Consider the following 22,200-nt stretch of genomic DNA (forward strand, 5'->3'; position numbering starts at 1 on the left):
TGTGGCCGGGCTTTGCACGTCCGGCAAAGAAACGAGAGAGCACATGACAGACCTTTCAAATCGCCCCGAATTCTTCACCTGCCACAACGGCGACAAGGCGCCCCTGCCCTTCAGCCGCGCCGAGTACGACCGCCGGTTGGCCAAACTGCGCGCCATCATGGCGCAGCGGGACATCCCGGTCGTTCTGCTGACCTCGATGCAGAACATCGCTTACTACTCGGGCTTTCTGTACTGCGCCTTCGGCCGGCCCTATGGCTGCGTGGTGACGCAGGACAGCTGCACCACCGTGTCAGCGAATATCGACGCGGGCCAGCCCTGGCGTCGGTCGGTCGAAGACAACGTAATCTACACCGACTGGAAGCGCGACAACTACTGGCGCGCCGTAGCCAGCCTGATCGGGACTGCCCGCCGGATCGGCATCGAAAGCGACCACATGACGCTGGCCGCGCGCGACACGGCCCTGTCCATGCTGAACCAGCCCGAGCTTGTGGACATCGCCCCCGACACGATGGCCGCGCGGATGGTGAAATCGGCCGAAGAGATCGAGTTGATCAAAGGCGGCGCACGTACGGCGGACGTGGGCGGCGCGGCCATCCATGCCGCGATTCGTGAAGGCGCCACCGAGATCGAGATCGCCATGGCCGGCCGCGATGCGATGGAGATCGAGATCGCCCGCGCCTATCCCGACGCCGAGTACCGCGACACCTGGGTCTGGTTCCAGTCGGGCCTGAACACCGACGGCGCACACAACCCGGTCACCAAGCGGGCCTTGCAGAATGGCGATATCCTGTCACTCAACACATTCCCGATGATCTCGGGCTATTACACCGCGCTGGAACGCACCCTGTTCTTGGGCGAGCCCGACGCCGACAGCCTGCGCCTGTGGCAGGCCAATGTAGCCGCGCACGAGCTGGGGTTGAGCCTGATCAAACCCGGCGCGACCTGTTCCGGCATCACAGCCGAGATCAACCGGTTCTTCGCCGATCAGGGCCTGCTGCAATACCGCTCGTTCGGATATGGGCACTCCTTCGGCATCCTCAGCCACTACTACGGTCGTGAAGCGGGCCTGGAACTGCGCGAAGACATCGACACGGTGCTCGAGCCGGGCATGGTCGTTTCCATCGAGCCGATGCTGTGGATTCCCGAAGGTCAACCCGGCGCGGGCGGCTATCGCGAGCACGACATTCTGGTCGTAGGCGAGGATGGGGCCGAAAATATCACCGGCTTTCCGTACGGACCGGAACACAACATCATCAATGCGTGATGCAGAGGGGGCGAGGCATCAGCCTTGCCCCTGTTTCCGCCTGAAACGGGTGTCAGGCCAGGATGGCGTGGATTTTGTCCAGCGTCGCGACGCTGACACCAACCCCGTCCTGGCTGGCCTGCAGGCGCTTGGCGCGCCGACCATCGCCGGGCAGACGCGCTCCTTCCTGATACCGGATCGCCTCGGCCAGTTCCGCGATATTGGCAGCAAACTCCGACCCGGCCGTAGCGCCGGGGTCGATGGCAATGAAGAACTGGCCGGTTTTTGGCGGGCCGCCTACGGTTCCTGAAAAGGGTGAAGCATGGATACCCAAGGTGGCCCCGGTCAATGCGGCGGCCATTACCTCGGTCAGAAGTGCGACACCCACGCCCTTGTAGCCGCCCGAAGGCGCCATCGAGCCCTTGAGGCCCACGACAGGGTCAGTTGTCGGGTTGCCATCAGGGTCCAGCGCCCAACCGACAGGAATCGGCTTTCCTTCGCGGGCTTGCTTCATGACCTCGCTTTTTGCGATCGTGCTGGCGCTTTGGTCGATCAAGACGGCAGGTTGCCCATCAGCACCCGGAACGGCCAGCGAAAACGGGTTTGTGCCCACGACGGGCCGTGAACCACCCGACGGCGCAATAGATGCAGGTGCATTGGTGAACCCCAGACCAACAAGGCCCGCCTGAGCCAAGCGATAGGTGTGATACCCCAGCACACCACAGTTGTAACTGTTGCGGATGGCCAGCGCAGCTATTCCCTGCTCGCGTGCGGCCGGGATCAACGCGTCGAACCCCAAGTCGATCGCCGGGTGCGCGAAACCGGTGGCCGCATCAACGACCACCACGCCCGGTTTTGGGGCGGACATCACCGGCTGTGCTCGCCCGTCTACCTTGCCACACTGTACGTGCTCGCAATAGATCGGGATGTAGGCCAGCCCGTGACTGGCCACCCCATCCGCCTCGGTCGCGGCGGTCGCCACCGCCAATGGCCGTGCATTGCCCTCGGACGTGCCGGCCGCCATCAGAGCGCGCAGCGACAGATCCTCGATTTCGGCAAGGGACAACGTTCGGGTTTCTGGCATCTCGGCCTCCTCAGTCATTATCGGACAAACCAGCACCGGCGCCCAAACGGCGAGACTCCTCAGTTGCGGGGGCATAGGTGCGTTGAGCCAGAGTGTTCAAAAAAGCCAGAGCCGCGGGCGCCGGCAGGGCGCGCGTCTGCTTGGCGCGCAGTTTTTCAGGTGTACCGCCGATCCTTACGATGACCTTTGTGGCGCTTTCCGGCCAAAGATCCGGAGCGTCCACGACCTCCCCATCCGTCGTGGCGCTGAGTTCATCACAGACGACGGTCACATTGGTTTGCAATCGGCGTGCAGCGTTGCCAGCGAACGGCAAGAGCAACAGTGGAACCGCCACGTCATACAGAACGATCGGCCCGCGGCCCAGATGATCCGAACAATCTGACAGCAGCATCCCCGCCCCCAACGGGCACATCTGCCCATGCGCCCGCCAAGGCGCCCCGAGGTCCCGCGGCGTGTGCGCATCAAACCGAAGGGCAAATTCCTGGCGCAGGACCGCTGACAAGGCGGCTGCACCGTCAAAACCTTGCAGACACAGCCAGCGGGTCGCCTTGGCGGCGTCCTCGGCCGGCCCCCAGTGATGACCCGCCCCACGTGCCGCGCGTTTTGCCAGTCCTTCGACCTCGTTCAGCGACAGGTTCATTCCGGCACCTCCGGATAAACCCAGAAATCGGCATTTTCGGGCGAAAGATCCTCGGGGTACGGCGCGCCTGAATACATGCAGATACGGACCCAACGGTCCGAGCGGGGATCGAAATGCGTCGCGCCGAAAAAGGACAGTTTGGCGCGGAGCATGTCGATCGGCAGAACTGATGCACCAATCGTGTTGTCTCGGATCTCGCTGTAGGGGGCCTTGCGGCTGATCTGCGCCCGGCGGATCGTGTGGCGATGTTCGGGATGGCGCAGAAGAAATTCCGCGGTGGTCGCGGCGGTGTCCCAATCGGCCATTGCCGAATATGCCGCTGCCGCATCCCGCGCCGGGGCAAGCGGTTGTTCGTACTCGGCTACCGGCTCATCAAAGCGCTCACCCAGTCTGGGTTCCAGCTTTTCTTCCGATACATACCAGACCCTTGCGCAGGCTTCGCGGGCGCCCCAGTCCAGATCCAGCGCCCAACCGAAACCGTCGCGGATCGCTTGCCGCACATCTGCCAGCGGCATGGCGCCGTCAATCTCGTACATATGCGGGCTTGAATCCGCCATGCATCCTGACAAACCGTCCACCAAGTCTGAATAGGGTTCGAGGATCAGGGAAAGAAGCAACTCCTGCCCCTCCTCGCTCAGCACAGTTTCCGACCACTCCACCAGACGGTTCCACGGTCTTCGGCCCGTAAGATCGTAGTGGCGGAGAAAGTCCGCGATCACCCCGAGGTCTGATTTCAGAGCAGACAGTTTCCGATCTTGTATCGGATGTTCCGAATGCCATTGGCCAATCGACACCAGGCAGCGATCAAACACCGACCGGAATACACTGATTTCTTCTTGGGTCGCGGTTTGCACGGATCGAACCCGGGCGATTGCCTCCTCGCGCGCCATGATCCAGTTGTTCAGCAGGACCGGATGATTGATCAGGAAGGGCGCCATGCCCAGTCCAGTGGAATTCCCGATGCCAAGGCGGCGCGCGATATCAGGGGCCATCTTGACGGCCTTGCTTCCCCCTTTGGCACGCGCCATGTGTTCGACCAGGTCCCGCACGAAGGCGCGTGTGAGGAAGACCGACAGCATCTCGGCCTGAAACGGCCCCTCGGTTTCCGTGCGGTTTGCAAGGTTTTCCCGGTCCGCGGCCCCAAATTTTCCCGATCCGTAAACAGCCGTGGTTCGCATCAGGTAGCCAACCTCTTGGATCTGCTCCAGATCCGGCTGTCGACCGTCAGCCAGGGCTTCGACGACATGCGTCCACAATCGGACCGAACGATTGGCCCGGGATAGCGACAGTTCGGTTTCGCTGATCCGGCCGGCCTCCTGCAGCGGAACATTGCAGGAAAGCCGGTCAAGGTCGGCTTCGGAAGGGATTCCGTCAAATAGGGTGAAGGTCGCGTCCCAAGCATCCGCGATCACCCGGTCCGACCGTTTTTCTGGTGGAAGATCATGGGCGAAGGCCACCAGAGAATACGCGCGTTCGGGTCCCTGTGCGACATAGACGGCCCGTCCGACACCCGCCTCGTCAATCTCGAACACCGGCGTGGAAAACCGCCAGTTGTCGCGTGCCAGGCGGCGGGTCAGAACGCGCATGAAGCTGAGCCTGCACTGGTGCAAAGACCCGAGCCTGCTGAGCCGCATAACGGTTGCCGGATCCCGGCGCGCCATATGCGGCCCCGGTCCGGTCAATTCTGGACCGGTCCGAAGTTATCCGCAAAGAAGCGGTACCAGTTCTGCCCCATGATCCCGGCGACTTCGGTCGAGGTCATCCCAACCGCGAGAAGGCCGGCCTCGATCTTGTCAAAGTCACGATTGTCCCGGAACCATTTTGGCATCGGCGGAAAACCCGGGTTCGCAGACGATCCTTCGCCGTAATCGATTTCCTTGGTCCAGCGACCCACACGCATCCACTCGACAACGCTGTCGGGTTGGTCCTGGCACAGGTCGGTTCCGATCCCGAGATGCTGTGTTCCGTATTTTTCGGCCGTTCGGGCAATCATGGCGCAAAAGCTTTCCAGCGTGCAGTCGGACTTGTCCTTCAGGTGATGAGGGTAGACCGAAAACCCGAGCATCCCACCTCTTTCCGTCACGGCGCGGATGACGGGGTCACGCTTGTTGCGCAGGGCGGGCGCCCAATCATACGGATTGGCGTGGGTGATGGCGATCGGACGCGCGGAAAGGTCGGCTGCCTCGATCGTCGAGCGGTCGGCAGAATGGCTCATGTCGATTACCAATCCCACGCGGTTCATCTCCTTGATCACCTGCCGCCCCATCCGGGTGATACCGGTGTCTTCGGCCTCGTAGCAGCCGGTCGCTAGCAGGGATTGGTTGTTGTAGGTCAACTGCATGAACCGGGCACCGAGATCGTACAGTATTTCAATCAGCCCAATGTCATCTTCCATGGGTGATGGGTTCTGGAAACCAAAGAAAACGGCCGTACGCCCGGTGTCACGCGCGGTGTCGATGTCGCTGGCCGATCGTCCCTTCATGATCAGGTCCGGGAACAACTCGAACCAACGGTTCCATTTCTCGAGGTTCTGAACCGTTTCACGAAAATTCTCGTGGTAGGCGACGGTGACGTGGATGGCATCCACGCCCCCTTCCCGCAATTGCCGGAAGATCTTTTCCGACCAGTTGGCGTATTGCAGGCCGTCAATCCGCATCAGATCGGGGTCCCGGCGCTGATATAGGCGGTTTTGACAGTGGTGTAGAACTCGGCGGCCGCTTTGCCTTGTTCGCGCGGTCCATACGAGCTGTCGCCCCGGCCACCGAAAGGAACGTGATAATCAGTACCTGCGGTGGGCAAATTGACGGTCACGACACCGGTTCTTGCATGACGCCGGAAATGCGTCGCGCGCGCAAGATTCTGGGTTACGATGCCCGATGTCAGGCCGAAATTCGTGTCATTCACGATCGCCAAAGCCTCATCATAGCTGTCGACCTTGAGCACGCTGGTCAGCGGGGCGAACATCTCTTCCCGGTTGATCCGCATGGAGTTGTTCGTGTTCACGAACACGCCGGGCGACATGTAAGACCCGTCATGCTGCAGCTCCAGCCGATGCCCGCCGCACGCCAGCTCGGCGCCTTCGGATTGGCCAAGTTCGACATAGGCCAGGTTTTCTTGCAGTTGCTGCTCGCTGACGACGGGGCCCATCTGCGTGCCTTCCTCAAGGGCATGCCCGACCTTCAGTGCCTTGGCGCCGGCGACAAGTTTCTCGACAAACGCGTCGTGGATCGCGGCGTGGACAACCAACCGCGAAGAGGCGGTGCATTTCTGCCCGGTGCCGCCAAAAGCTCCGCCCAGCGCAAGTGACACCGCCAGATCCAGATCCGCGTCATCCATCACGGCCAACGCGTTTTTGGAGCCCATCTCCATCTGCACCTTGGTCAGGTTCTGGATGGCTGCTGCGGCAATGCCCTTGCCGACGGGCACCGACCCGGTGAACGAAATCGCATCTACCTGAGGGCTCTCAACCAGCCTTTGTCCGATTGCGCCGCCTGACCCCATGACCAAACTGAAAAGACCCCTGGGAATGTCCTGACGCTCGATGATCTCGGTCAACGCCACGGCTGAGGCGGGTGTCAGGTTGGCTGGCTTCCACACTACGGCGTTCCCATAACACAAGGCCGGTGCGATCTTCCACGCGGCCGTAGCTGTCGGGAAATTCCAAGGAGAGATTACCGCGACAACCCCGACCGGTTCGCGGCGCACGTCGATTTCGACGCCCTCACGTACGCTGTCCGCGTTTTCGCCAATCTGGCGCAGGCATTCCGCCGCATAATACGTAAAGAACTGCCCCGCGCGGTAAACCTCGCCCTTGCCCTCGGCAAACGGCTTCCCCTCTTCTCGCGACAACAAGCGCCCCAACTCTTCGGCGCGGGACATCAACTCGGTCCCGATACTCATCAGAACCGCCTGCTTGCGTTCCACCCCATAGGCCGCCCATTCCAGCTGCGCGATACGTGCCCGATCGAGGGTCGCGGACAGCTGATCAGCGCTTGCCTGGGCGAACAGGCCAATCACATCCGTCAGATCAGAAGGGTTGCGGTTCTCGATCGCGGTGTCGCCGGCCATCCACTCGCCGGCAATCAGGTTCAATTTCGTCACAGGGGGCCTCGGATCCGGTACGTTTCACGAACAGAATAGACCTCTGCCCGGACATCAGGCAAACTCAAACAAATTTAATGAACTTCAGGAAATCTGAAATTTGTCACTGAAACTGGAAATGCTCCGCTGCTATTGCACAGTCGCCCAGTCCGGAAATCTTGCCGAAGCCGCAAGCCGTCTGGGTCGCACTCAGTCTGCAGTCTCGATGACCCTGAAACAGTTTGAAGAACATCTCGGCAAACGCTTGTTCCTGGGTGAGCGAAAGAACCAGCTGTCGCCTCTGGGGGCGGAAGTCTTTGCCCTCGCCCAAAATCAGGTGCGCCAATTTGACGACACGGTCCAAAGCATTGAAGCCCTGGCCAAAGCGTCCCAAGGGCTGATCCGGATCGTTTCCGTCCCTTCGGTGGCAGCACTGCTGTTTCCATCGCTGCTTGACCACCTGTCCAGCGCCTTTCCCGGCCTGAAGATCGAGCTGAGGGACACCGACACCCGACAGGTTTTGGACAGCCTCACCGAAGGGCGGGCGGATGTGGGGATTGCCTCGGGCCATCACCCCTTGAACGGAATACGGGCCGAGCCGCTGTTTCAAGACAGGTTTGGGCTTGTGGCCGCCGCTGATCACGCCCTGATCACTGCGCACGAGCCACCAACGCTGAACCAAGTCGCAGCGAAGGGATTCGTGCACAACTCGCTGTGCCAACTCATCGAAAATCCGGGTTTCGAAGACGTTATCGCAGGGTCTGCGATCACGGTGCACAACACTCACTCGTTGATCGCCATGGTCGCAACCGGGCGGTGGGTGACCATACTGCCTGAAACGGTCGCACGGTTTTTGCCGGAAAACACTGCCTTCCGTCCGATCGAGGATTTGTCGGACGTTCGTGATGTCTATCTGTACACCCGCGAGCGAACACAGTTCCCAGAAGTGGCAGAAGAATGTCGCAGCCATATCCTGAATTGGCCTCGCAATTGAGACCTCAGAGACCAACCCTGCCAAGCGCACCCAAGCGAGCGCGATGGAGCAAGTTTAAGAAAGGCGTTTCCTGAAATAGATGGAAAAAAAACGTGCTGCACCGGCGGAAAACCGTTCAGCTTTCAGATCACGACCAACCTTTTGGCGTATTCGGAGAAGATGGTGCCCCCACACGGACTCGAACCGCGGACCTACTGATTACAAATCAGTTGCTCTACCAGCTGAGCTATAGGGGCAAGCATTACGCTTTCAGATACCTTTGCAGGCAAAGGCAAGAACGGGCAACCACTCCCACCTTTTCAACCCTCTGTGATTACATGCCTATCGAAACACATGTAATTTCATTGAGCCGATGGCGCTGTGATTAGGTGAAAGCCTCAATAAAGGCAAGCGGGTTTGCGACGGAATTTTGCAACAACATGCGGAAAATCGGCGCCACATAAAATCGCCTCGATTATCTGCAACACAGACGCCACAGATGGTTACGCGGCAACGACGGTTGCGAAGCAATTCGACCCAGTCGTTTCTGGCGCTGTCCTGTTGACCACAATCAAGTTTCGACGTTCTCAGGCAATCTTTATCATGGCGAAAGAATGGCAGGTTTGACTGTCTATCGTTCAACCTGTAACCCCGAAACGTATTCAATCGAAGGGCAAGGACAGCGGTCGGCATGCATGTGGCCATTCACTCCGGTGTGGTTTTTTCAGACGGGGGGCTCCTGCTCAAATCGCTTCAGGCGAATGCCAGTGTATTGCAGGAAAACGGCATTGTGCTGTTTGGTCCGCGTCGGTTCCGGAAGGCATTCAAGACGCCGCTGAATGCGCTGGACGAAGGCAAGCTGACCCCAGATGCCTTCGAGCGTTTGAGAGCCCAAATTCCTGATGATCCGGAAACCGGCCGAGTGGTCATGAGCACTGTGGACTTCATCGGCGAACTGAACAGCGCCATTAAGGACGGCCAATTCTATCCCCATGCAGGTCGTCGGCTGGCCTTGCTGGATCAGGCTTTCGAAGGACACGAGGTCGAATTGTTTATCGGGCTGCAAAATCCGGGCAGCTTCATACCCAAGGTATTGATGGCATTGCCGGACGAAACCCGCGAGAGCATTCTGGCGTCAACGGACCTGAGCTGCCTGAGTTGGCTGACCCTTATCGAGGATATTCACGATCTTGCCCCCGCCGTTTCCATTACGGTCTGGGCCAATGAGGAGTGCCCACTGATCTGGGGAGACATCATCCGCAGCCTGTGCGGTCTGAGCGCCGACATACCACTGACCGAGGAGTTTTCGCTGCTATCCTCGCTGGTTGACGCAGACGGCAAGCGGGAGATTGAAGCGATCCAACAGCAAGTCGGGCACACGGACCCGGCCCTCCTGCAAGACCGCCTCGCCGCCGTCTTTTCGCAGCACGCCTTGCCGGACAGAATCGAGGAGGAACTGGACTTCCCCGGGTGGAGCGCCGAAATCCACGCGGCGTTTTCCGAGCTTTACACACAGGATCTGGAACGGCTCAAGAAAATGCCGGGCGTGCGGTTTCTGGGTCGCTGACCGAAGCCTCGGAAGGCCCGAGGCTTACATGCCCAGGGCTTCCTTGTACATTTCCAACACCGCTTCTTCTTCGGCGATATCGTCTTTGTCACGCTTGCGCAGCGCGATAACCTTGCGCATCACCTTGGTGTCGTAGCCACGTGCCTTGGCCTCAGCCATCACTTCCTTCTGCTGGTCAGCGATGTCTTTCTTTTCGGCCTCCAGACGTTCGAACCGTTCGATGAACTGGCGCAGCTCGCCTGCTGTCACGCGGTAGTTCGCAGCGGCCTGGTCTTCGGTCATGTCTTCCATATGCGTCTCTCCCAAGTGGAAATTTCTTTAGCCGGGGTCACGGGCAACATGTCGGATACCGTGCCGGCGGGTCAGCCGCAAGCGAACAATAGGGCTGCTTGCCTTGTGCCGCCGGCAACGATCCGCTAAGCGCATCGGCAGCGAAACAGAACGATGCGGGGCGCAATGTTCGACGTGTTCATCTGGGGAGGCGCCAGCCTGTCATTGGCCGGGCTGGCAGGATTGGTCTGGTGCATTCTGCGCGTGATGAAGGCTCGTCGGTCAGACTTGACTGACGACGAATTGCGGGCTGCCGTTCAGCGGGTGCTGCCTTGGAACATGGGCGCGCTGTTTCTGTCCGTCATAGGACTGATGCTGGTTATCCTTGGCATATCGTTCGGCTGACCGCCGGTGTCAGATCGGCATATTGTCGAACTGGGCTTCAACCGCATCTTCGATCAACGCAGCGTCCAGCCGTCGGAAGCGCGATGGTACGCTCATGCCTTGAGCGCGCATGCGTTCAATTACCTTCGTGACGCTGGGCTGCAGTGCCAGCCGGGTCTCGAGATTTGCCCCGTGCAGTTTCCGCTCCAACCGCTCGGCTTCGAAATAAAGCTCGTTCGTGGTCATGGCCATCCTCCCAAATGCTGCCATCCTGCCTGATATAGGTAACAGGATTGAGACCAACACAGGACCCGCCCAAACCCAGCAAAAAATCGCCCGCGCGCTATCCGGCGGCCGGCGCTGGGCCGCGAGTCGATCGAATATTAACCTGATTTCGACCGAACTGCCTTGACAGACATCAATCCGCAAAAGCCGCAGCGCAAGAACGGTCACGCCGTGGAACTGGACAGGGCTGACTCTGCGACCTAAGAAATCGGCATGGAGATTCGACAGATCACGCCCCGCTATTTCGTCTCGCCGCAGATCACGGTCGAGGATGTGCCCGCCATCGTTGCCGCCGGCTTCGTCAAGGTAATCTGCAACCGTCCGAATGTTGAAGTGCCTGCCACCATGCAATCCGAGGTAATCGGCCAGGCCGTGCGGGATGCGGGTCTCGAGTTTGAGGTGCTTGAACTGACGCACCAAACCATGACGCCCGAGAACGTGGCACGGCAGCGCGACCTTGCCGAGTCTTGCGAAGGCCCGGTTCTTGCCTACTGTGCCTCGGGCACCCGCTGTTCTGTCGTTTGGGCCCTTGGGCAGTGCGACAAGATGAGCCCCGATGAAATTCTCGAAGCCACGGCAAAGGCGGGCTACGCGCTGGACGGTTTGCGCCCGGCATTGCTGCAGATGCGGGCGGCGAACACCTGATTTCATACGTCAGTCGTAGGGTCGTTCCGCAGGAGCAGGTAGACCCGCCAATTCGGATATTTCGGACGCGAGGCGGTCGGTGCTTGCTTGCGCGAAGTCTTCATCCACTGCGGATTGCGCATGCGATCGGTCTTGGGCAACGGCGTCCTGACGCGACAAATCAAAATCTGCTGTTTCAGCCGGCGCGTCCCTTCGCTTGTGCTCGACAAAGCTCTGCGCTTCGGGTCGTGTTGGGGCGGGCGGCTGCAGAAACTCGTTGATCCGCACTGCCCGTTGACCGCCACATTGGCCCAGACGTCCCGTAGTGGCCTGGGTCCGATCAATCGCGGCAATGTCGATCCGATCAAGTCGCGCTCCCGCAAGTGGCAGCAGATCCCCGATGCCCAGCTCCGACAGCGTTGTCAGCGGGAGATGCATCCGACAAATCACCGCGTTGAGTTCGGCCCGAACCACGCCTGCGGCTTGCGACAGCGTCTTCAGCGGTTCCAAATCTGCGTGCCCGTCCTGCCCCTCGGCCACTGAAATTTCCGGCAGCAGGATGAGGACCGTTCCCTGCCGTACACCGCCCTCGAGTTCAACCTTGAACTCGAACGCATCATACCCGTCCTCGACCAGTGCCAAAGAAAGCGTCCGCCGATCGACCGCCCGTGAAGCGAACTCATATCCATTCAGGCGGGCTGCATCGCTTTGATCATCGACCAGTTTCCGGGCCCGTTCCAGCATGTCCTCGACCAACGGGGCAACCATTGCCGCATCGGTGTCGGTGAGGGCGCGAGGCTGGGGCGGGTCCGGGAATACTTCGCCCATTGTCTGCTTCTGGATGACCGCCGAGACCAAACCGACGTCCAAGACAACACTGGCTACCCTGCCCTCTTTGGTCGCGAACAGCAGAAACAACTGACCATCTTCCAGCCCGCTCGTGACGACTTCCTGGCATCTTCTGGCCTGTTTCGCGCCAATGACGGATGCTGATAGCTTGAAACGTTCGACCGCGGCGCGGGCAATCGCAAGGCGCAATGCCCGCAGCAGCGCCCGGGATTTGCTACCCGCCCCCTCTTGTCCTGCCGACAATTTGCGCGCCAAGGCCGCGCTGACAGTCTTTGACATCGCAACGGTCCGCCAGTTTCGATTCTGCTCGCTACTGGTCTAGCCCATTGTTCGTTACGAATACCTTTACTTGCCCGCTACTGAGCGGCCTGCCGGTGAGGCAATGGCAGGCTCACGCGGAACGCTGCGCCGCCCTGCCCGGGCAGATAGGTGATTTCTCCCCCAAGCCGGTGCATGATCTCACGGCAAATAGCCAGTCCAAGACCTGCACCGCCCGCCTTGTCAAATCCGACCCGCGCGAATTTCTCAAAGACCATCGACTGGGCGTCCGGCGGGATACCGCTGCCGTTGTCGACAAAGTCGATCACCGCCTGGCCGCCGACATCATGGGCTGAAATCGTCAGGACCGGCTCGGGCGCGTCACAGTACTTCTGTGCGTTCGAAATCAGATTGATGAAGACCTGCCCCAGGCGATCCAGATCGGAATGCAACGCGATGCGCTCGGCAGACAGATTGCGGAGAATGGTCAAAGGGCTGTCTGCCCCTGCCATAGTCGTTGACACGGCCCGATCCAGAACCGTCCGCAAGCTGGCATCACCCATATTCAAGCTGACCTGACCGTTTTCCAGAACGCTCAGGTCCAACAGGTCATCCAGCAGCCGCGTCAGGCGCAGCGCTTCGTCATGGATGATTGTCGCATAACGCCGAGATTCCTCAGCGCTCAGCCCGTCAGTGTCCCGCATGATCTCCGAAAAGGCACGAATGGACGTCATCGGAGTGCGCAACTCGTGGCTGACCTGCCCCAGGAAGGCATCTTTCTGACGCGAGATCTGGGTCAGTTTTTCGTTGGCCTCGCGCAGTTTGCGGGCCGTACGGCTCAGTTCGGCCGACTTCGCCTCAAGCTGGCTGGAGTATTCCAGCAATTGCGCGGATTCGTCGGCCACCGCCAACAGATCCTCGACCGAAACGGACGAACCTCCGACGATCTGCCCGATCATGGCATGAGCCGTGGCCGCACCGACCGAGCCGCTCAATTCGCGTTCCAGCCGTTCCAGAAAACCCGGCGTAGGTTCTGGCCAGCGCCCGCGCACGCCCTGCTTTTCCGCCTCGGCCTGAAAGAAATCCTGAGCGGGACCGGCCCCGAGGATCCGTTGGGTCATGATCATCAGGTCTTCACTCTGGGCAACGGATCCCGTCCACCCCCCGGGCGCGACAGAATGATCAAATACGTTGACGAACTGCGCCCCCTGCAACCGTTCAAGCGGGCTGGGAAAGCTCAGAAGTGACGCTAGGCAAAAGGCCAACGTGTTCAGTGACAGCGACCAAAGCACCGTGTGGGTCATCGGGTCCAAACCATCAAGGCCGAACAACGCCTGCGGACGCAGCCACCCCAGACCGAAAGGACCGTTTTCAATGACCGAGGCGGACATGACATTACCGCCCATTCCCGGCAGTAACAGCGTGTAGATCCAAAGGAAGAACCCCACGCTCAGCCCAACAAGGGCACCTGTCCGTGTCGCCCCGCGCCAGAACAGGCCGCCAACCAGAGCCGGCAGAATCTGCGACACACCTGCAAACGCCACCAGGCCGATCGAGGCCAGCGCGGCGCCGCCACCGGACATACGATAGTAGAAGAACCCCAAGGCCATGATGGCGGCAATCGAAACCCGGCGCGCCATCAGCACCACGTTTCGCACATCGCCTGACATGGAACTGGCGTTCTCGCGCGTATTCAGCCAGATCGGCATCACGACGTGGTTCGAGACCATGGTCGACAGGGCCATCGCCGTCACGATGACCATCGACGTGGCCGACGAAAAACCGCCGATGAAGGACAGCATCGCCAGCCAGTCATTCCCCTGTGACAGAGGAACCGTCAGCACGAAAAGGTCCGGATTTGACCCGGCCGGCAGCAGATCCAGCCCGACGACCGCAATGGGAACCACGAAAAGGCTCATCAAAAGAAGGTAGAGCGGGAAAGCCCAGGCCGCCGTTCTCAGGTGGCTTTCGTCGTCATTCTCGACGACCATGACCTGAAACATCCGCGGCAAGCAGACAAAAGCAGCCGCCGACAGGAAGGTAATGGCCATCCAGCGTCCGGTATCGACGTTCCAACGCCCGATTTCCGACGCGTCGATCCGCTCCATCATGGGCGTGACGCCTCCGGCCACCCCCCAGACGACAAAGATGCCCACCGCCAACAAAGCGAACAGTTTGACGACGGATTCCAACGCGATGGCGGTCACCACGCCATGGTGCCGTTCATTGGCATCCAGGTTCCGGGTGCCGAACAGAATGGCAAACACGGCCAGACCCGCGGCCACCCAGAATACGCTGGCGCCCTCGCGGTAAAGGCCCGAAGGGTCGGCTTCGGCGAAAATCGAGAACGACAGCGTTATCGACTGGAGTTGCAGCGCGATATAGGGTGTGCCCCCCAGCACGGCGAGGATCGTAACACAGATGGCCAAGGTGTTCGACTTGCCATAGCGCGATGAGATCAAGTCGGCGACCGAAGTCACCCTCTGGCTACGGCCCACACGCACTAGCTTGCGCAGCCCCCACCACCAGCTGATCATCACCAAGGTCGGCCCGAGGTAGATCGTCACGAATTCCAGACCGGACCGGGCCGCATTGCCAACCGCGCCATAGAAGGTCCAGGCGGTGCAGTAGATCGACAAAGACAGCGTGTAGATCAACGGTGACCGCAGCCATTTGCCTCTCCCCGCGGCGGCCATTCGATCGGCTGCAAACGCAACGCCGAACAAAAGCACGACGTAGCCCAGGCAAACAAGGATCAGGACGTTCAGCGTGGCCATTGCTCACTCTCTGCCGCGGACCCCTCCGAGGACGACATCCGCCGGGCGGCAAAGCCGAACAGGAGGCTGACCACAATCAGGGCGGCCCAGCATGAAAAGACATAAAGAATGGCCGACGACAACGGGACGCCAGAGTTTTCCGGCCCCGGATCCGGCCACAGCAGCGGGATGCAGATCAGACCCGCGCCGACAAAGGGCAGCATTCGGGCCGCATCGGCCAGCCTGCGGCGGCGGTAACTCTGCCGTTCCAAAAACACCGACGGACGCGGGCCTGTCGGGCGGGCTGGCTCGTTTTCCGGTGTGGTCATGACTGTGACGCCTGCGCGTGCAAATCACGCACAGCCGTCAGCACTTCGGTATTCGAGAACGGTTTCGTCATGAACCGGCTGACGCCTGCCTTTTCAGCCATCTCGCGGTCTCGCGACTGACCGCGAGCGGTCAGCATCAGAACAGGCAAGGCGCGCATCTCCTCGTGCTCGCGCAATTCGCGCAGAACATCCATACCGCTCTTGCCGGGCAGCATCACATCCAGAATGACCAGATCAGGCTGCGCAGACAATATCGTTTGAACCGCGTTTTCACCTTCGGCATGGGTTTCGACCTGCCACCCTTCGCGGGTCAGCAGAAACCTGATTGCCTCCGTGATGTTCGGTTCATCCTCGATCAACAGAACCTTGCGGCTCATATGTTCACTTCCTCCCCAAGACCGGTCGCACCTCCAGCCACCTGCCAAGTGCAGATTAATCGCTGTGTCAGGAAACTGTCAAAAACCTTCACTCAAAATCGACGGCTCCCGCCGCGAGTCGCACGGCTTTCGGGGACAGATCCTGCAGCTCGTGCCGACCTGTAGCGGCAAGTCGGTGGCCACGCCGGGCTCTTCGACCGGCAGCACCAGCATCGCCGATCTGTACACAGGTTCCTGACCGAAGGCGCTGACGGGTTGAGGCCAGGCGATTGCAAAGCAGTCGAAATCCGCCGGCGTCCGGCCCAACAGGGTCACGCGTTTTCGGATCGGCACAAGGGGCCGGTTCAGCGCGCTGAAGACCGGCCACAAAGGACAGGCTTCGCCGTGGCGCGGCATTGCGAAACCGGGGACCGGCTTGAACAGCAAAATGCTTCCTGATGAATCGCATATGACCAACCCGGCCGGACGCGGCATGACATCCTCGGGCAGAAACGCAAGCCGTCGCAGGACTGTCGGAAGGTCAACCGAAAACCGCGCGGCAAGACGCAGAGGATCAACACCTTCGACCTCCAGTGCCTCCGAAACCGCTTCCAGCGGCATGGCCCGGGCATCCGCCGCATAGGCGTCGAGCACCTGACGCGCGACAGATCTTGAGGCGGAAGAGGCCATCTCGGCCTGCGCGAGGGTTACCGGGTCCTGTCCTGTCTCAAGTTCCGGCAAATGAAACCCGCGCTTCTCCAGAAATGCCTCGACCTCCTCCATCGGCAACCCGCGCCGTTCGCCGGTGTCCTCGCTTTCGTCCAAAAAGGCGACCAGAGCTTTTGAGCTTTCAGCCAGACGTTCGGCATCCTGGTGCAAGTTTCGGTGGAATCTGTCGCGCCACTCGGCCTCGATCTCGCCCGGTTCGGCCAGGATGGCGGCTGTCGACCGAATCGCTGCTGCGGCGGACAGGACTTCGTGCATGGATGCCGCAAGGTGCGGGTCATGGGTCAGCCGGTCTGACAGGGTTTCCACGGTACGTTCCAGCGAAACCACCCGACGATGCATCTGTGCCAGTACAGCGGCCCAGCCGGGAAACCGGCCGGCGAATTCATCCAGCGCCTCAACTTCGGCCTTTTGGCCGACCGCATCCGCCGCCGCCTCACGAAGAGCCGCGATCAGCGTCGCCTCGACCCCCTGTGTCAAAACCGAAGGCTCAACGGACAAAGCCGAAGCGATATCGACCAGCAGTTTGCCCCCGATGCGCCGCCGATTGTGCTCGATCAAGTTCAGATATGACGCTGAAATGCCGACCTGACGCGCCAGCTGGGCCTGACGCAAGCCCGAGATTTGCCGCCTTTCGCGGATACGGCTGCCCGTCAATGAATCACGCATGATGCCCCCGCCGAAACGTGTTCGAGTTGCCCTCGAAACAACCCTTTATTTTCTGAATACTTCATGTATTTATACGATTTACGCCGCCCTTTTCAAAGCAGTTTTACAACATTGACAATGTCGTGGCTTTCACCGGGCTCTGATCGCTTTCGGACGCCAAAGCTATCCTGTGCTGCAATGCCCTCTTCAATTCCGGCCGAATTGGCGGCACGATAGGCAAATGAGTGATCCGGCCTTCGAATACGCACCTATCGGGCTTGTCGAGCTTGAAAACCGCATCATCCGGCGGTGCAATTTGCAGTTTGCCCGGACATTCGGGGGCAACGAATCCGACTACCGCAACCTGCCTTTGCTGCACCTGTACCCATCCGTTGCCGATTGGGAGAGAATTGGTGCACGAAGTCTTCAGGTCATGCGGGACACCGGCTACTACACGGACGAGCGGGTCATGCGCCGCCGCAACGGCGACTTGTTCTGGTGTCGCGCGCGCGGCCGGTCGCTGACACCCGATGACCCATTCCGCCATGGAATATGGAGCTTTTCCGACATTTCCGAGGAACGCCCGCTGGTCGAATTGACCAAACGCGAACGTGAAGTCGCGATCCTGTCCTGTCGCGGCCTGTCGGCCAAGGAAATAGGCGTCGAACTGGGGCTCAGCTACCGGACCATCGAAGCCTACCGCGCCCGGCTGCTCGAGAAATTCGGCGCGCGCAAGCTGCCGGAACTGGTCGCCAAACTGTCCGGCACGCCGCTCTGACTGTCGTGGACCCTGCCGATAACGCAGAAACCGGGGCCGAACGGCCCCAGTCGGCGCTTTTCATGGCCGCGCGGTTGCCTTATAACGCAGCGTAATTGACCAGAGCCCGCGCAGATAGACGGGCCAAAGGGGAACCTTCGAGGACACTCATGACAGACAACAGACACGAAGCGGATGTGACGTTCATCAAGGCACTGGCCGAACTCTTGCGCGAAAACGACCTGACTGAGTTGCAGGTGAAACGGGAATATGGCGAAGAAGACAGCCTGAACGTCCGGGTCAGCCGAGTAAGCCCGACAGCCGCGCCTGTGCAAGTTGCCGTCCCGGCACCCGCTGCCGCGCCGGCACCTGTCGCAGCCCCCGCTGCTGCCCCCGCCGAAGCACCCGCTGCCGTCGAGGACCCGGCGAGCCACCCTGGCGCGGTGACCTCGCCCATGGTTGGTACCGTCTATATGCAGCCGGAACCCGGCGCGTCCCCGTTCATTGCCGTTGGCGCATCTGTTTCCGAAGGCGACACGCTGCTGATCGTCGAAGCGATGAAGACCATGAACCACATCCACGCCCCCAAATCCGGCACCGTCAAGCGGATCCTGGTCGGGGATGGCGACGCTGTCGAATTCGGCACTCCTCTGGTCATCATCGAGTAAGGCGGGCCCATGTTCGACAAGATCCTGATTGCCAACCGAGGCGAGATCGCCCTGCGTGTGATCCGCGCCGCGCGCGAGATGGGGATTGCGACGGTTGCCGTGCACTCGACCGCTGACAGTGACGCCATGCACGTGCGCATGGCTGACGAGTCCGTGTGTATCGGACCGGCACCCGGCCCCCAGAGCTATCTCTCGATGCCCGCGATCATCTCGGCCTGTGAAATCACCGGCGCCCAGGCGATCCACCCCGGCTATGGCTTTCTGTCCGAAAATGCCGAGTTCGTTCAGATCGTCGAAGACCACGGCATCACGTTCATCGGCCCTACCGCGGAACACATCCGCATCATGGGCGACAAGATCACCGCCAAAGACACCATGAAAGAGCTGGGCGTTCCCTGCGTACCGGGCTCAGACGGCGGCGTTCCGGATCTTGAGTCGGCCAAGCGCATCGGTGAAGAGATCGGCTATCCGGTCATCATCAAGGCCACCGCAGGTGGTGGTGGACGCGGCATGAAAGTCGCGCAGACCGCGGCCGAAATGGAAAGCGCCTTCATGACTGCGCGGGCCGAGGGCAAAGCCGCGTTCGGCAATGACGAAGTCTATATCGAGAAATACCTGACCACGCCCCGCCACATCGAGATTCAGGTCTTCGGCGACGGCAAGGGCAATGCGGTCCACCTGGCTGAGCGCGACTGTTCGCTGCAGCGCCGTCACCAGAAAGTATTCGAAGAGGCTCCGGGCCCCTGCATCACTCCTGAGGAACGCGCCCAAATCGGCAAGGTCTGCGCGGATGCGGTCGCCAAGATCAACTATATCGGCGCGGGCACGATCGAGTTCCTGTATGAAAATGGCGAGTTCTATTTCATTGAGATGAACACCCGCCTGCAGGTCGAACACCCTGTGACCGAAGGCATTTTCGGCGTCGACCTTGTTCGCGAACAGATCCTTGTTGCGGCCGGAGAACCGATGTCGTTCGGCCAGGATGATCTGGAGATCAACGGCCACGCGATCGAAGTGCGTATCAACGCCGAAAAGCTGCCGAACTTCGCGCCCTGTCCGGGCAAGATCACGGCGTATCACGCGCCGGGCGGCCTGGGTGTCCGGATGGATTCGGCGCTGTACAACGGGTATTCGATCCCACCCTACTACGACTCGTTGATCGGCAAGCTGATCGTGCACGGGCGCGACCGCCCCGAAGCGCTGGCGCGGTTGAATCGGGCCTTGGGTGAATTGATCGTGGACGGTGTGGACACGACAGTCCCCCTGTTTCACGCACTTCTGCAGGAACCCGACATCCACAGCGGCGATTACAACATCCACTGGCTGGAGCACTGGCTTGCGGAGAACATGGCCTAGTATCGACCAAGCCGCGAGAGCACGCGCTCTCGGGCTTGTCGCCGCGGTGTGAGCCATGGGCCTGACGCCTGATCTGCTGTTGCACGGCTATTCCATCGGAATCTTCCCGATGGCCGAACACAGGAACGACCCGGATCTTTTCTGGGTTGATCCAAAGCTGCGGGGTGTATTCCCGTTGGACGGGTTTCACATCTCCCGCAGCCTTGCGCGACGCATCCGGAACTGCGGGTTCTCCGTGACCATAAACCGGGATTTTGCAGCCGTCGTGGACGGATGCGCGGACCGGGCGGACACCTGGATCAATGACGAACTGCGCAGACTCTATGCCCAACTGCACCACTCGGGCCGCGCCCATTCACTTGAGGTTTGGGAGGGCGAGGAGCTTGTCGGTGGCGTCTATGGAGTTGCCTTGGGTGCGGCATTTTTCGGGGAAAGCATGTTTTCGCGCCGTACCGATGCGTCAAAAATTGCGCTCGCCTATCTGGTCGACCGATTGCGCCAGACAGGTTTTCAACTGTTCGACACACAATTTCTGACGGCACATTTGGCTTCGTTGGGGGCGATCGAAATCCCCAGACAGCAATACCGCCAACTTCTGGATCAGGCCACTGCTGCCAGCGCAGATTTCACCGCCGAGGTGTGTCAGACCCCTCAGGGGGTGATACAACGGATTACCCAGACATCGTAGCGCGAGTGATCCAGGGCGTTGAGCGCCGGGGACGTGGCGATCATCCAGCCGTCGAACAGCTGGTCGGCCTTTCCCTTTTCCCAAATCGTAAGATAGGCAAACGCGTCACCGGTCGGGTTTTCAGACGGATACCGGCAATCACCCAAGGCGACATCCAAGCCGAAAACTTCGACCGTATCACCGGTCGGCACCTGCACGTCCACCGTCTGACCGCTGACCTTGTCCAGCCCGCGCAGCATGGCCCCCGGTCCCGAGGAAACCTTCTGCTGCGCGCCGGCCGTCGTCGCGGCCAACAGCAGCGCCATCAGGGCGGCACGCATCATTCGCTGCCATCCCCGGCCACAAACTTGACCAGCAACGAGATCAGGCTGACGGCTCCTTGCGTGTCTTCAATCTGATCGCCCGGCTCAAAATAGAACGGAGAGCCGCCGGGCATGACCTCGACGAAGTTGCCCCCCAGAAGGCCTTCGGACGAGATCACGATCGCGCTGTCGTCCGGGATCTGGATGTTCTCGGCAACCGAAATCGTCGTATCGGCACGGTAGGTTTCAGGGTTCAACTCGACATCGGTCACGGTGCCGATCTTTACACCCGCGAGGCGCACATCCGTGCCCACCGCCACACCCTCAAGCGACCGAAAGGACGCCTCAAGATGATAGCCCCCGTTTTCGCGCGACCAGCCCGTGGACTGGCTGGCATACACGCCAAACGCCAATGCACTGGCCAGCACGACACCGCCGACAAGAACTTCGGTCATGTTGTGGGTCGACATGTGGATCTCGCTTATTCCGGGCTCCAGGCTTCGTAGTCCTTGCGCTCGATCGGGTCGGGACGGCGCAGGGACCCCGCCGGCACATAGGCCATCGCGGTGCCCGTCAGATTTTCCTGATGCGGCTTTTCCCACGCCTTGTGTGGCAGTGGCTTGTCGGTCGGCGGTTCATCCCAGGTGCGGTGCAACCAGCCGTGCCATTCCGGGTCGATCCGGCTGGCCTCGGCCTCTCCATTGAAAATTACCCACCGTTTGCTGTCATCGGCGTTGCGATAAAACACGTTGCCCTGATCGTCCTCACCCACCTTGATACCTTTGCGCGCAGTGTAAATCTGCGTGTTCAGAGTGGCCCCGTTCCACCAGGTCACGGCCCGCAAAAGAGTGTTCAGGATTCCCATCGGCTGCCTCCGGCATTTCTGTCCATGCAGATATGGACCAAAGCCGAGCAGAGGTCCAGAGCCACAAAGAGCGCACCCATTACTTGGGCAAGAATGCGGTGACCTCGATTTCGATTCGGTATTTTGGATCAATCAAGCCGCATTCGATCATCGTCGCAACAGGCGGGTTGGCACCGAACGTCTCGGCCAGGACCGGCCAGCACGCTTCAAATTCGCGGCGATCGGGCAGCATATAAGTCACGCGCACCACGTCGGCAAAAGAGGCGCCCGCCTCTGCCAAGGCGTTGCCTATGATCGTCAGCGCCGAGCGGCATTGGTCGACGACGCCTTCGCCCTGCCCGACCGTTCCGGCAACATGGACCCACCCACCCGCGACAACTGCCCGGCAGTAGCCGACCCTGGCTTCGAACTCACCCCCCGAGGAAATACGTTGGATCGTCATGACACCCTCACATGAAAACGGCGCGGACTTTGCCGCGCCGTATCTGCATT

The 22,200-nt window shown here is 60.5% G+C and carries 25 protein-coding genes and 1 tRNA gene; 9 read left to right on the forward strand and 17 right to left on the reverse strand.

Annotation, left to right across the window (positions count from 1 at the left end; translation table 11 throughout):
- Positions 1-43: 43 nt before the first annotated feature.
- Positions 44-1,264 (forward strand): aminopeptidase P family protein, encoded by a 1,221-nt coding sequence (locus AC2FML_RS06050; RefSeq protein WP_170338068.1) that lies wholly within the window; start codon positions 44-46, stop codon positions 1,262-1,264.
- Positions 1,265-1,316: 52 nt separating this feature from the next.
- On the opposite strand, the gene AC2FML_RS06055 is transcribed toward AC2FML_RS06050, so the two are convergent.
- The 5 genes from AC2FML_RS06055 to AC2FML_RS06075 are packed head-to-tail and all read right to left on the reverse strand — an operon-like array spanning position 1,317 to position 7,035.
- The gene (locus AC2FML_RS06055; protein ID WP_496782395.1) at positions 1,317-2,327 is read right to left on the reverse strand and encodes an Ldh family oxidoreductase; all 1,011 of its coding nucleotides are present in this window, start codon (positions 2,325-2,327) and stop codon (positions 1,317-1,319) included.
- Positions 2,328-2,337: 10 nt separating this feature from the next.
- On the reverse strand, positions 2,338-2,967 hold the full coding sequence (locus AC2FML_RS06060) for a DUF3726 domain-containing protein (RefSeq protein ID WP_170443427.1): 630 nt from the start codon (positions 2,965-2,967) through the stop codon (positions 2,338-2,340).
- On the reverse strand, positions 2,964-4,628 hold the full coding sequence (locus tag AC2FML_RS06065) for a hypothetical protein (RefSeq protein ID WP_496782397.1): 1,665 nt from the start codon (positions 4,626-4,628) through the stop codon (positions 2,964-2,966). The genes AC2FML_RS06060 and AC2FML_RS06065 overlap by 4 nt, the downstream gene beginning before the upstream one ends.
- A 17-nt stretch (positions 4,629-4,645) precedes the next feature.
- A complete protein-coding gene (locus tag AC2FML_RS06070; RefSeq protein WP_496782399.1) occupies positions 4,646-5,623 on the reverse strand; it encodes a membrane dipeptidase in 978 nt (325 codons plus the stop codon).
- The gene (locus AC2FML_RS06075; RefSeq protein WP_496782548.1) at positions 5,623-7,035 is read right to left on the reverse strand and encodes an aldehyde dehydrogenase family protein; all 1,413 of its coding nucleotides are present in this window, start codon (positions 7,033-7,035) and stop codon (positions 5,623-5,625) included. The genes AC2FML_RS06070 and AC2FML_RS06075 overlap by 1 nt, the downstream gene beginning before the upstream one ends.
- Positions 7,036-7,168: 133 nt before the next feature.
- On the opposite strand from AC2FML_RS06075, the gene AC2FML_RS06080 reads away from it, so the two are divergent.
- The gene (locus AC2FML_RS06080) at positions 7,169-8,041 is read left to right on the forward strand and encodes a LysR family transcriptional regulator (RefSeq protein WP_496782401.1); all 873 of its coding nucleotides are present in this window, start codon (positions 7,169-7,171) and stop codon (positions 8,039-8,041) included.
- Positions 8,042-8,201: 160 nt separating this feature from the next.
- Here the strand turns inward: AC2FML_RS06080 and AC2FML_RS06085 are convergent.
- A tRNA-Thr gene (locus AC2FML_RS06085) sits at positions 8,202-8,277 on the reverse strand.
- A gap of 434 nt (positions 8,278-8,711) precedes the next feature.
- Between AC2FML_RS06085 and AC2FML_RS06090 the strand changes: the two genes are divergently transcribed.
- Positions 8,712-9,587, forward strand: a complete 876-nt coding sequence (locus AC2FML_RS06090; protein WP_480695024.1) for a hypothetical protein — start codon at positions 8,712-8,714, stop codon at positions 9,585-9,587.
- Between the two features lie 24 nt (positions 9,588-9,611).
- Here AC2FML_RS06090 and AC2FML_RS06095 read toward each other — a convergent pair whose 3' ends face one another.
- The gene (locus tag AC2FML_RS06095) at positions 9,612-9,878 is read right to left on the reverse strand and encodes a DUF2312 domain-containing protein (RefSeq protein ID WP_093962669.1); all 267 of its coding nucleotides are present in this window, start codon (positions 9,876-9,878) and stop codon (positions 9,612-9,614) included.
- A gap of 165 nt (positions 9,879-10,043) precedes the next feature.
- Between AC2FML_RS06095 and AC2FML_RS06100 the strand changes: the two genes are divergently transcribed.
- A complete protein-coding gene (locus AC2FML_RS06100) occupies positions 10,044-10,262 on the forward strand; it encodes a hypothetical protein (protein WP_170358321.1) in 219 nt (72 codons plus the stop codon).
- Positions 10,263-10,271: 9 nt separating this feature from the next.
- On the opposite strand, the gene AC2FML_RS06105 is transcribed toward AC2FML_RS06100, so the two are convergent.
- Positions 10,272-10,487 (reverse strand): hypothetical protein, encoded by a 216-nt coding sequence (locus tag AC2FML_RS06105; RefSeq protein ID WP_170337604.1) that lies wholly within the window; start codon positions 10,485-10,487, stop codon positions 10,272-10,274.
- Positions 10,488-10,739: 252 nt separating this feature from the next.
- On the opposite strand from AC2FML_RS06105, the gene AC2FML_RS06110 reads away from it, so the two are divergent.
- Positions 10,740-11,171 (forward strand): protein tyrosine phosphatase family protein, encoded by a 432-nt coding sequence (locus AC2FML_RS06110; protein ID WP_170338056.1) that lies wholly within the window; start codon positions 10,740-10,742, stop codon positions 11,169-11,171.
- Between the two features lie 9 nt (positions 11,172-11,180).
- Here AC2FML_RS06110 and AC2FML_RS06115 read toward each other — a convergent pair whose 3' ends face one another.
- From AC2FML_RS06115 to AC2FML_RS06135, 5 genes are all read right to left on the reverse strand, one after another.
- A complete protein-coding gene (locus tag AC2FML_RS06115; protein WP_496782403.1) occupies positions 11,181-12,188 on the reverse strand; it encodes a FliM/FliN family flagellar motor C-terminal domain-containing protein in 1,008 nt (335 codons plus the stop codon).
- A gap of 167 nt (positions 12,189-12,355) precedes the next feature.
- Positions 12,356-15,034, reverse strand: coding sequence for a sensor histidine kinase (locus AC2FML_RS06120; protein ID WP_170358315.1), 2,679 nt, complete (start codon positions 15,032-15,034; stop codon positions 12,356-12,358).
- The gene (locus tag AC2FML_RS06125) at positions 15,022-15,342 is read right to left on the reverse strand and encodes a hypothetical protein (protein WP_170337599.1); all 321 of its coding nucleotides are present in this window, start codon (positions 15,340-15,342) and stop codon (positions 15,022-15,024) included. The genes AC2FML_RS06120 and AC2FML_RS06125 overlap by 13 nt, the downstream gene beginning before the upstream one ends.
- On the reverse strand, positions 15,339-15,719 hold the full coding sequence (locus AC2FML_RS06130) for a response regulator transcription factor (protein ID WP_093962675.1): 381 nt from the start codon (positions 15,717-15,719) through the stop codon (positions 15,339-15,341). The genes AC2FML_RS06125 and AC2FML_RS06130 overlap by 4 nt, the downstream gene beginning before the upstream one ends.
- Positions 15,720-15,797: 78 nt before the next feature.
- A complete protein-coding gene (locus AC2FML_RS06135; protein ID WP_170358313.1) occupies positions 15,798-17,093 on the reverse strand; it encodes a helix-turn-helix transcriptional regulator in 1,296 nt (431 codons plus the stop codon).
- 220 nt (positions 17,094-17,313) lie between these two features.
- On the opposite strand from AC2FML_RS06135, the gene AC2FML_RS06140 reads away from it, so the two are divergent.
- The 4 genes from AC2FML_RS06140 (at position 17,314) to aat (ending at position 20,541) form a co-directional block, all read left to right on the forward strand.
- Positions 17,314-17,850 carry a LuxR C-terminal-related transcriptional regulator gene (locus AC2FML_RS06140; protein ID WP_093962677.1) on the forward strand — a complete coding sequence of 179 codons (537 nt, stop codon included), beginning with the start codon at positions 17,314-17,316 and terminating at the stop codon, positions 17,848-17,850.
- A 149-nt stretch (positions 17,851-17,999) separates the two neighbouring features.
- Positions 18,000-18,497 carry an acetyl-CoA carboxylase biotin carboxyl carrier protein gene (gene accB, locus AC2FML_RS06145; protein WP_170337596.1) on the forward strand — a complete coding sequence of 166 codons (498 nt, stop codon included), beginning with the start codon at positions 18,000-18,002 and terminating at the stop codon, positions 18,495-18,497.
- Positions 18,498-18,506: 9 nt separating this feature from the next.
- Positions 18,507-19,853: an acetyl-CoA carboxylase biotin carboxylase subunit gene (gene accC, locus AC2FML_RS06150; protein WP_170358311.1), complete on the forward strand. Its 1,347-nt coding sequence runs from the start codon at positions 18,507-18,509 to the stop codon at positions 19,851-19,853.
- 55 nt (positions 19,854-19,908) lie between these two features.
- Positions 19,909-20,541: a leucyl/phenylalanyl-tRNA--protein transferase gene (aat, locus tag AC2FML_RS06155; protein ID WP_170358310.1), complete on the forward strand. Its 633-nt coding sequence runs from the start codon at positions 19,909-19,911 to the stop codon at positions 20,539-20,541.
- On the opposite strand, the gene AC2FML_RS06160 is transcribed toward aat, so the two are convergent.
- From AC2FML_RS06160 to AC2FML_RS06175, 4 genes are all read right to left on the reverse strand, one after another.
- Entirely contained in the window at positions 20,505-20,864 is a 360-nt protein-coding gene (locus AC2FML_RS06160) for a DUF2155 domain-containing protein (protein WP_170358308.1), read from the reverse strand. The two genes, aat and AC2FML_RS06160, sit on opposite strands and share 37 nt — an antisense overlap.
- Positions 20,861-21,313: an outer membrane lipid asymmetry maintenance protein MlaD gene (gene mlaD, locus AC2FML_RS06165; RefSeq protein WP_093962682.1), complete on the reverse strand. Its 453-nt coding sequence runs from the start codon at positions 21,311-21,313 to the stop codon at positions 20,861-20,863. The genes AC2FML_RS06160 and mlaD overlap by 4 nt, the downstream gene beginning before the upstream one ends.
- Before the next feature lie 11 nt (positions 21,314-21,324).
- Entirely contained in the window at positions 21,325-21,708 is a 384-nt protein-coding gene (locus AC2FML_RS06170) for an NADH:ubiquinone oxidoreductase subunit NDUFA12 (RefSeq protein ID WP_093962683.1), read from the reverse strand.
- A 79-nt stretch (positions 21,709-21,787) separates the two neighbouring features.
- Positions 21,788-22,150 carry a RidA family protein gene (locus AC2FML_RS06175; protein WP_170435205.1) on the reverse strand — a complete coding sequence of 121 codons (363 nt, stop codon included), beginning with the start codon at positions 22,148-22,150 and terminating at the stop codon, positions 21,788-21,790.
- Positions 22,151-22,200: the final 50 nt, after the last annotated feature.

It is taken from the genome of Ruegeria sp. BHSC029 (genome assembly GCF_059613085.1).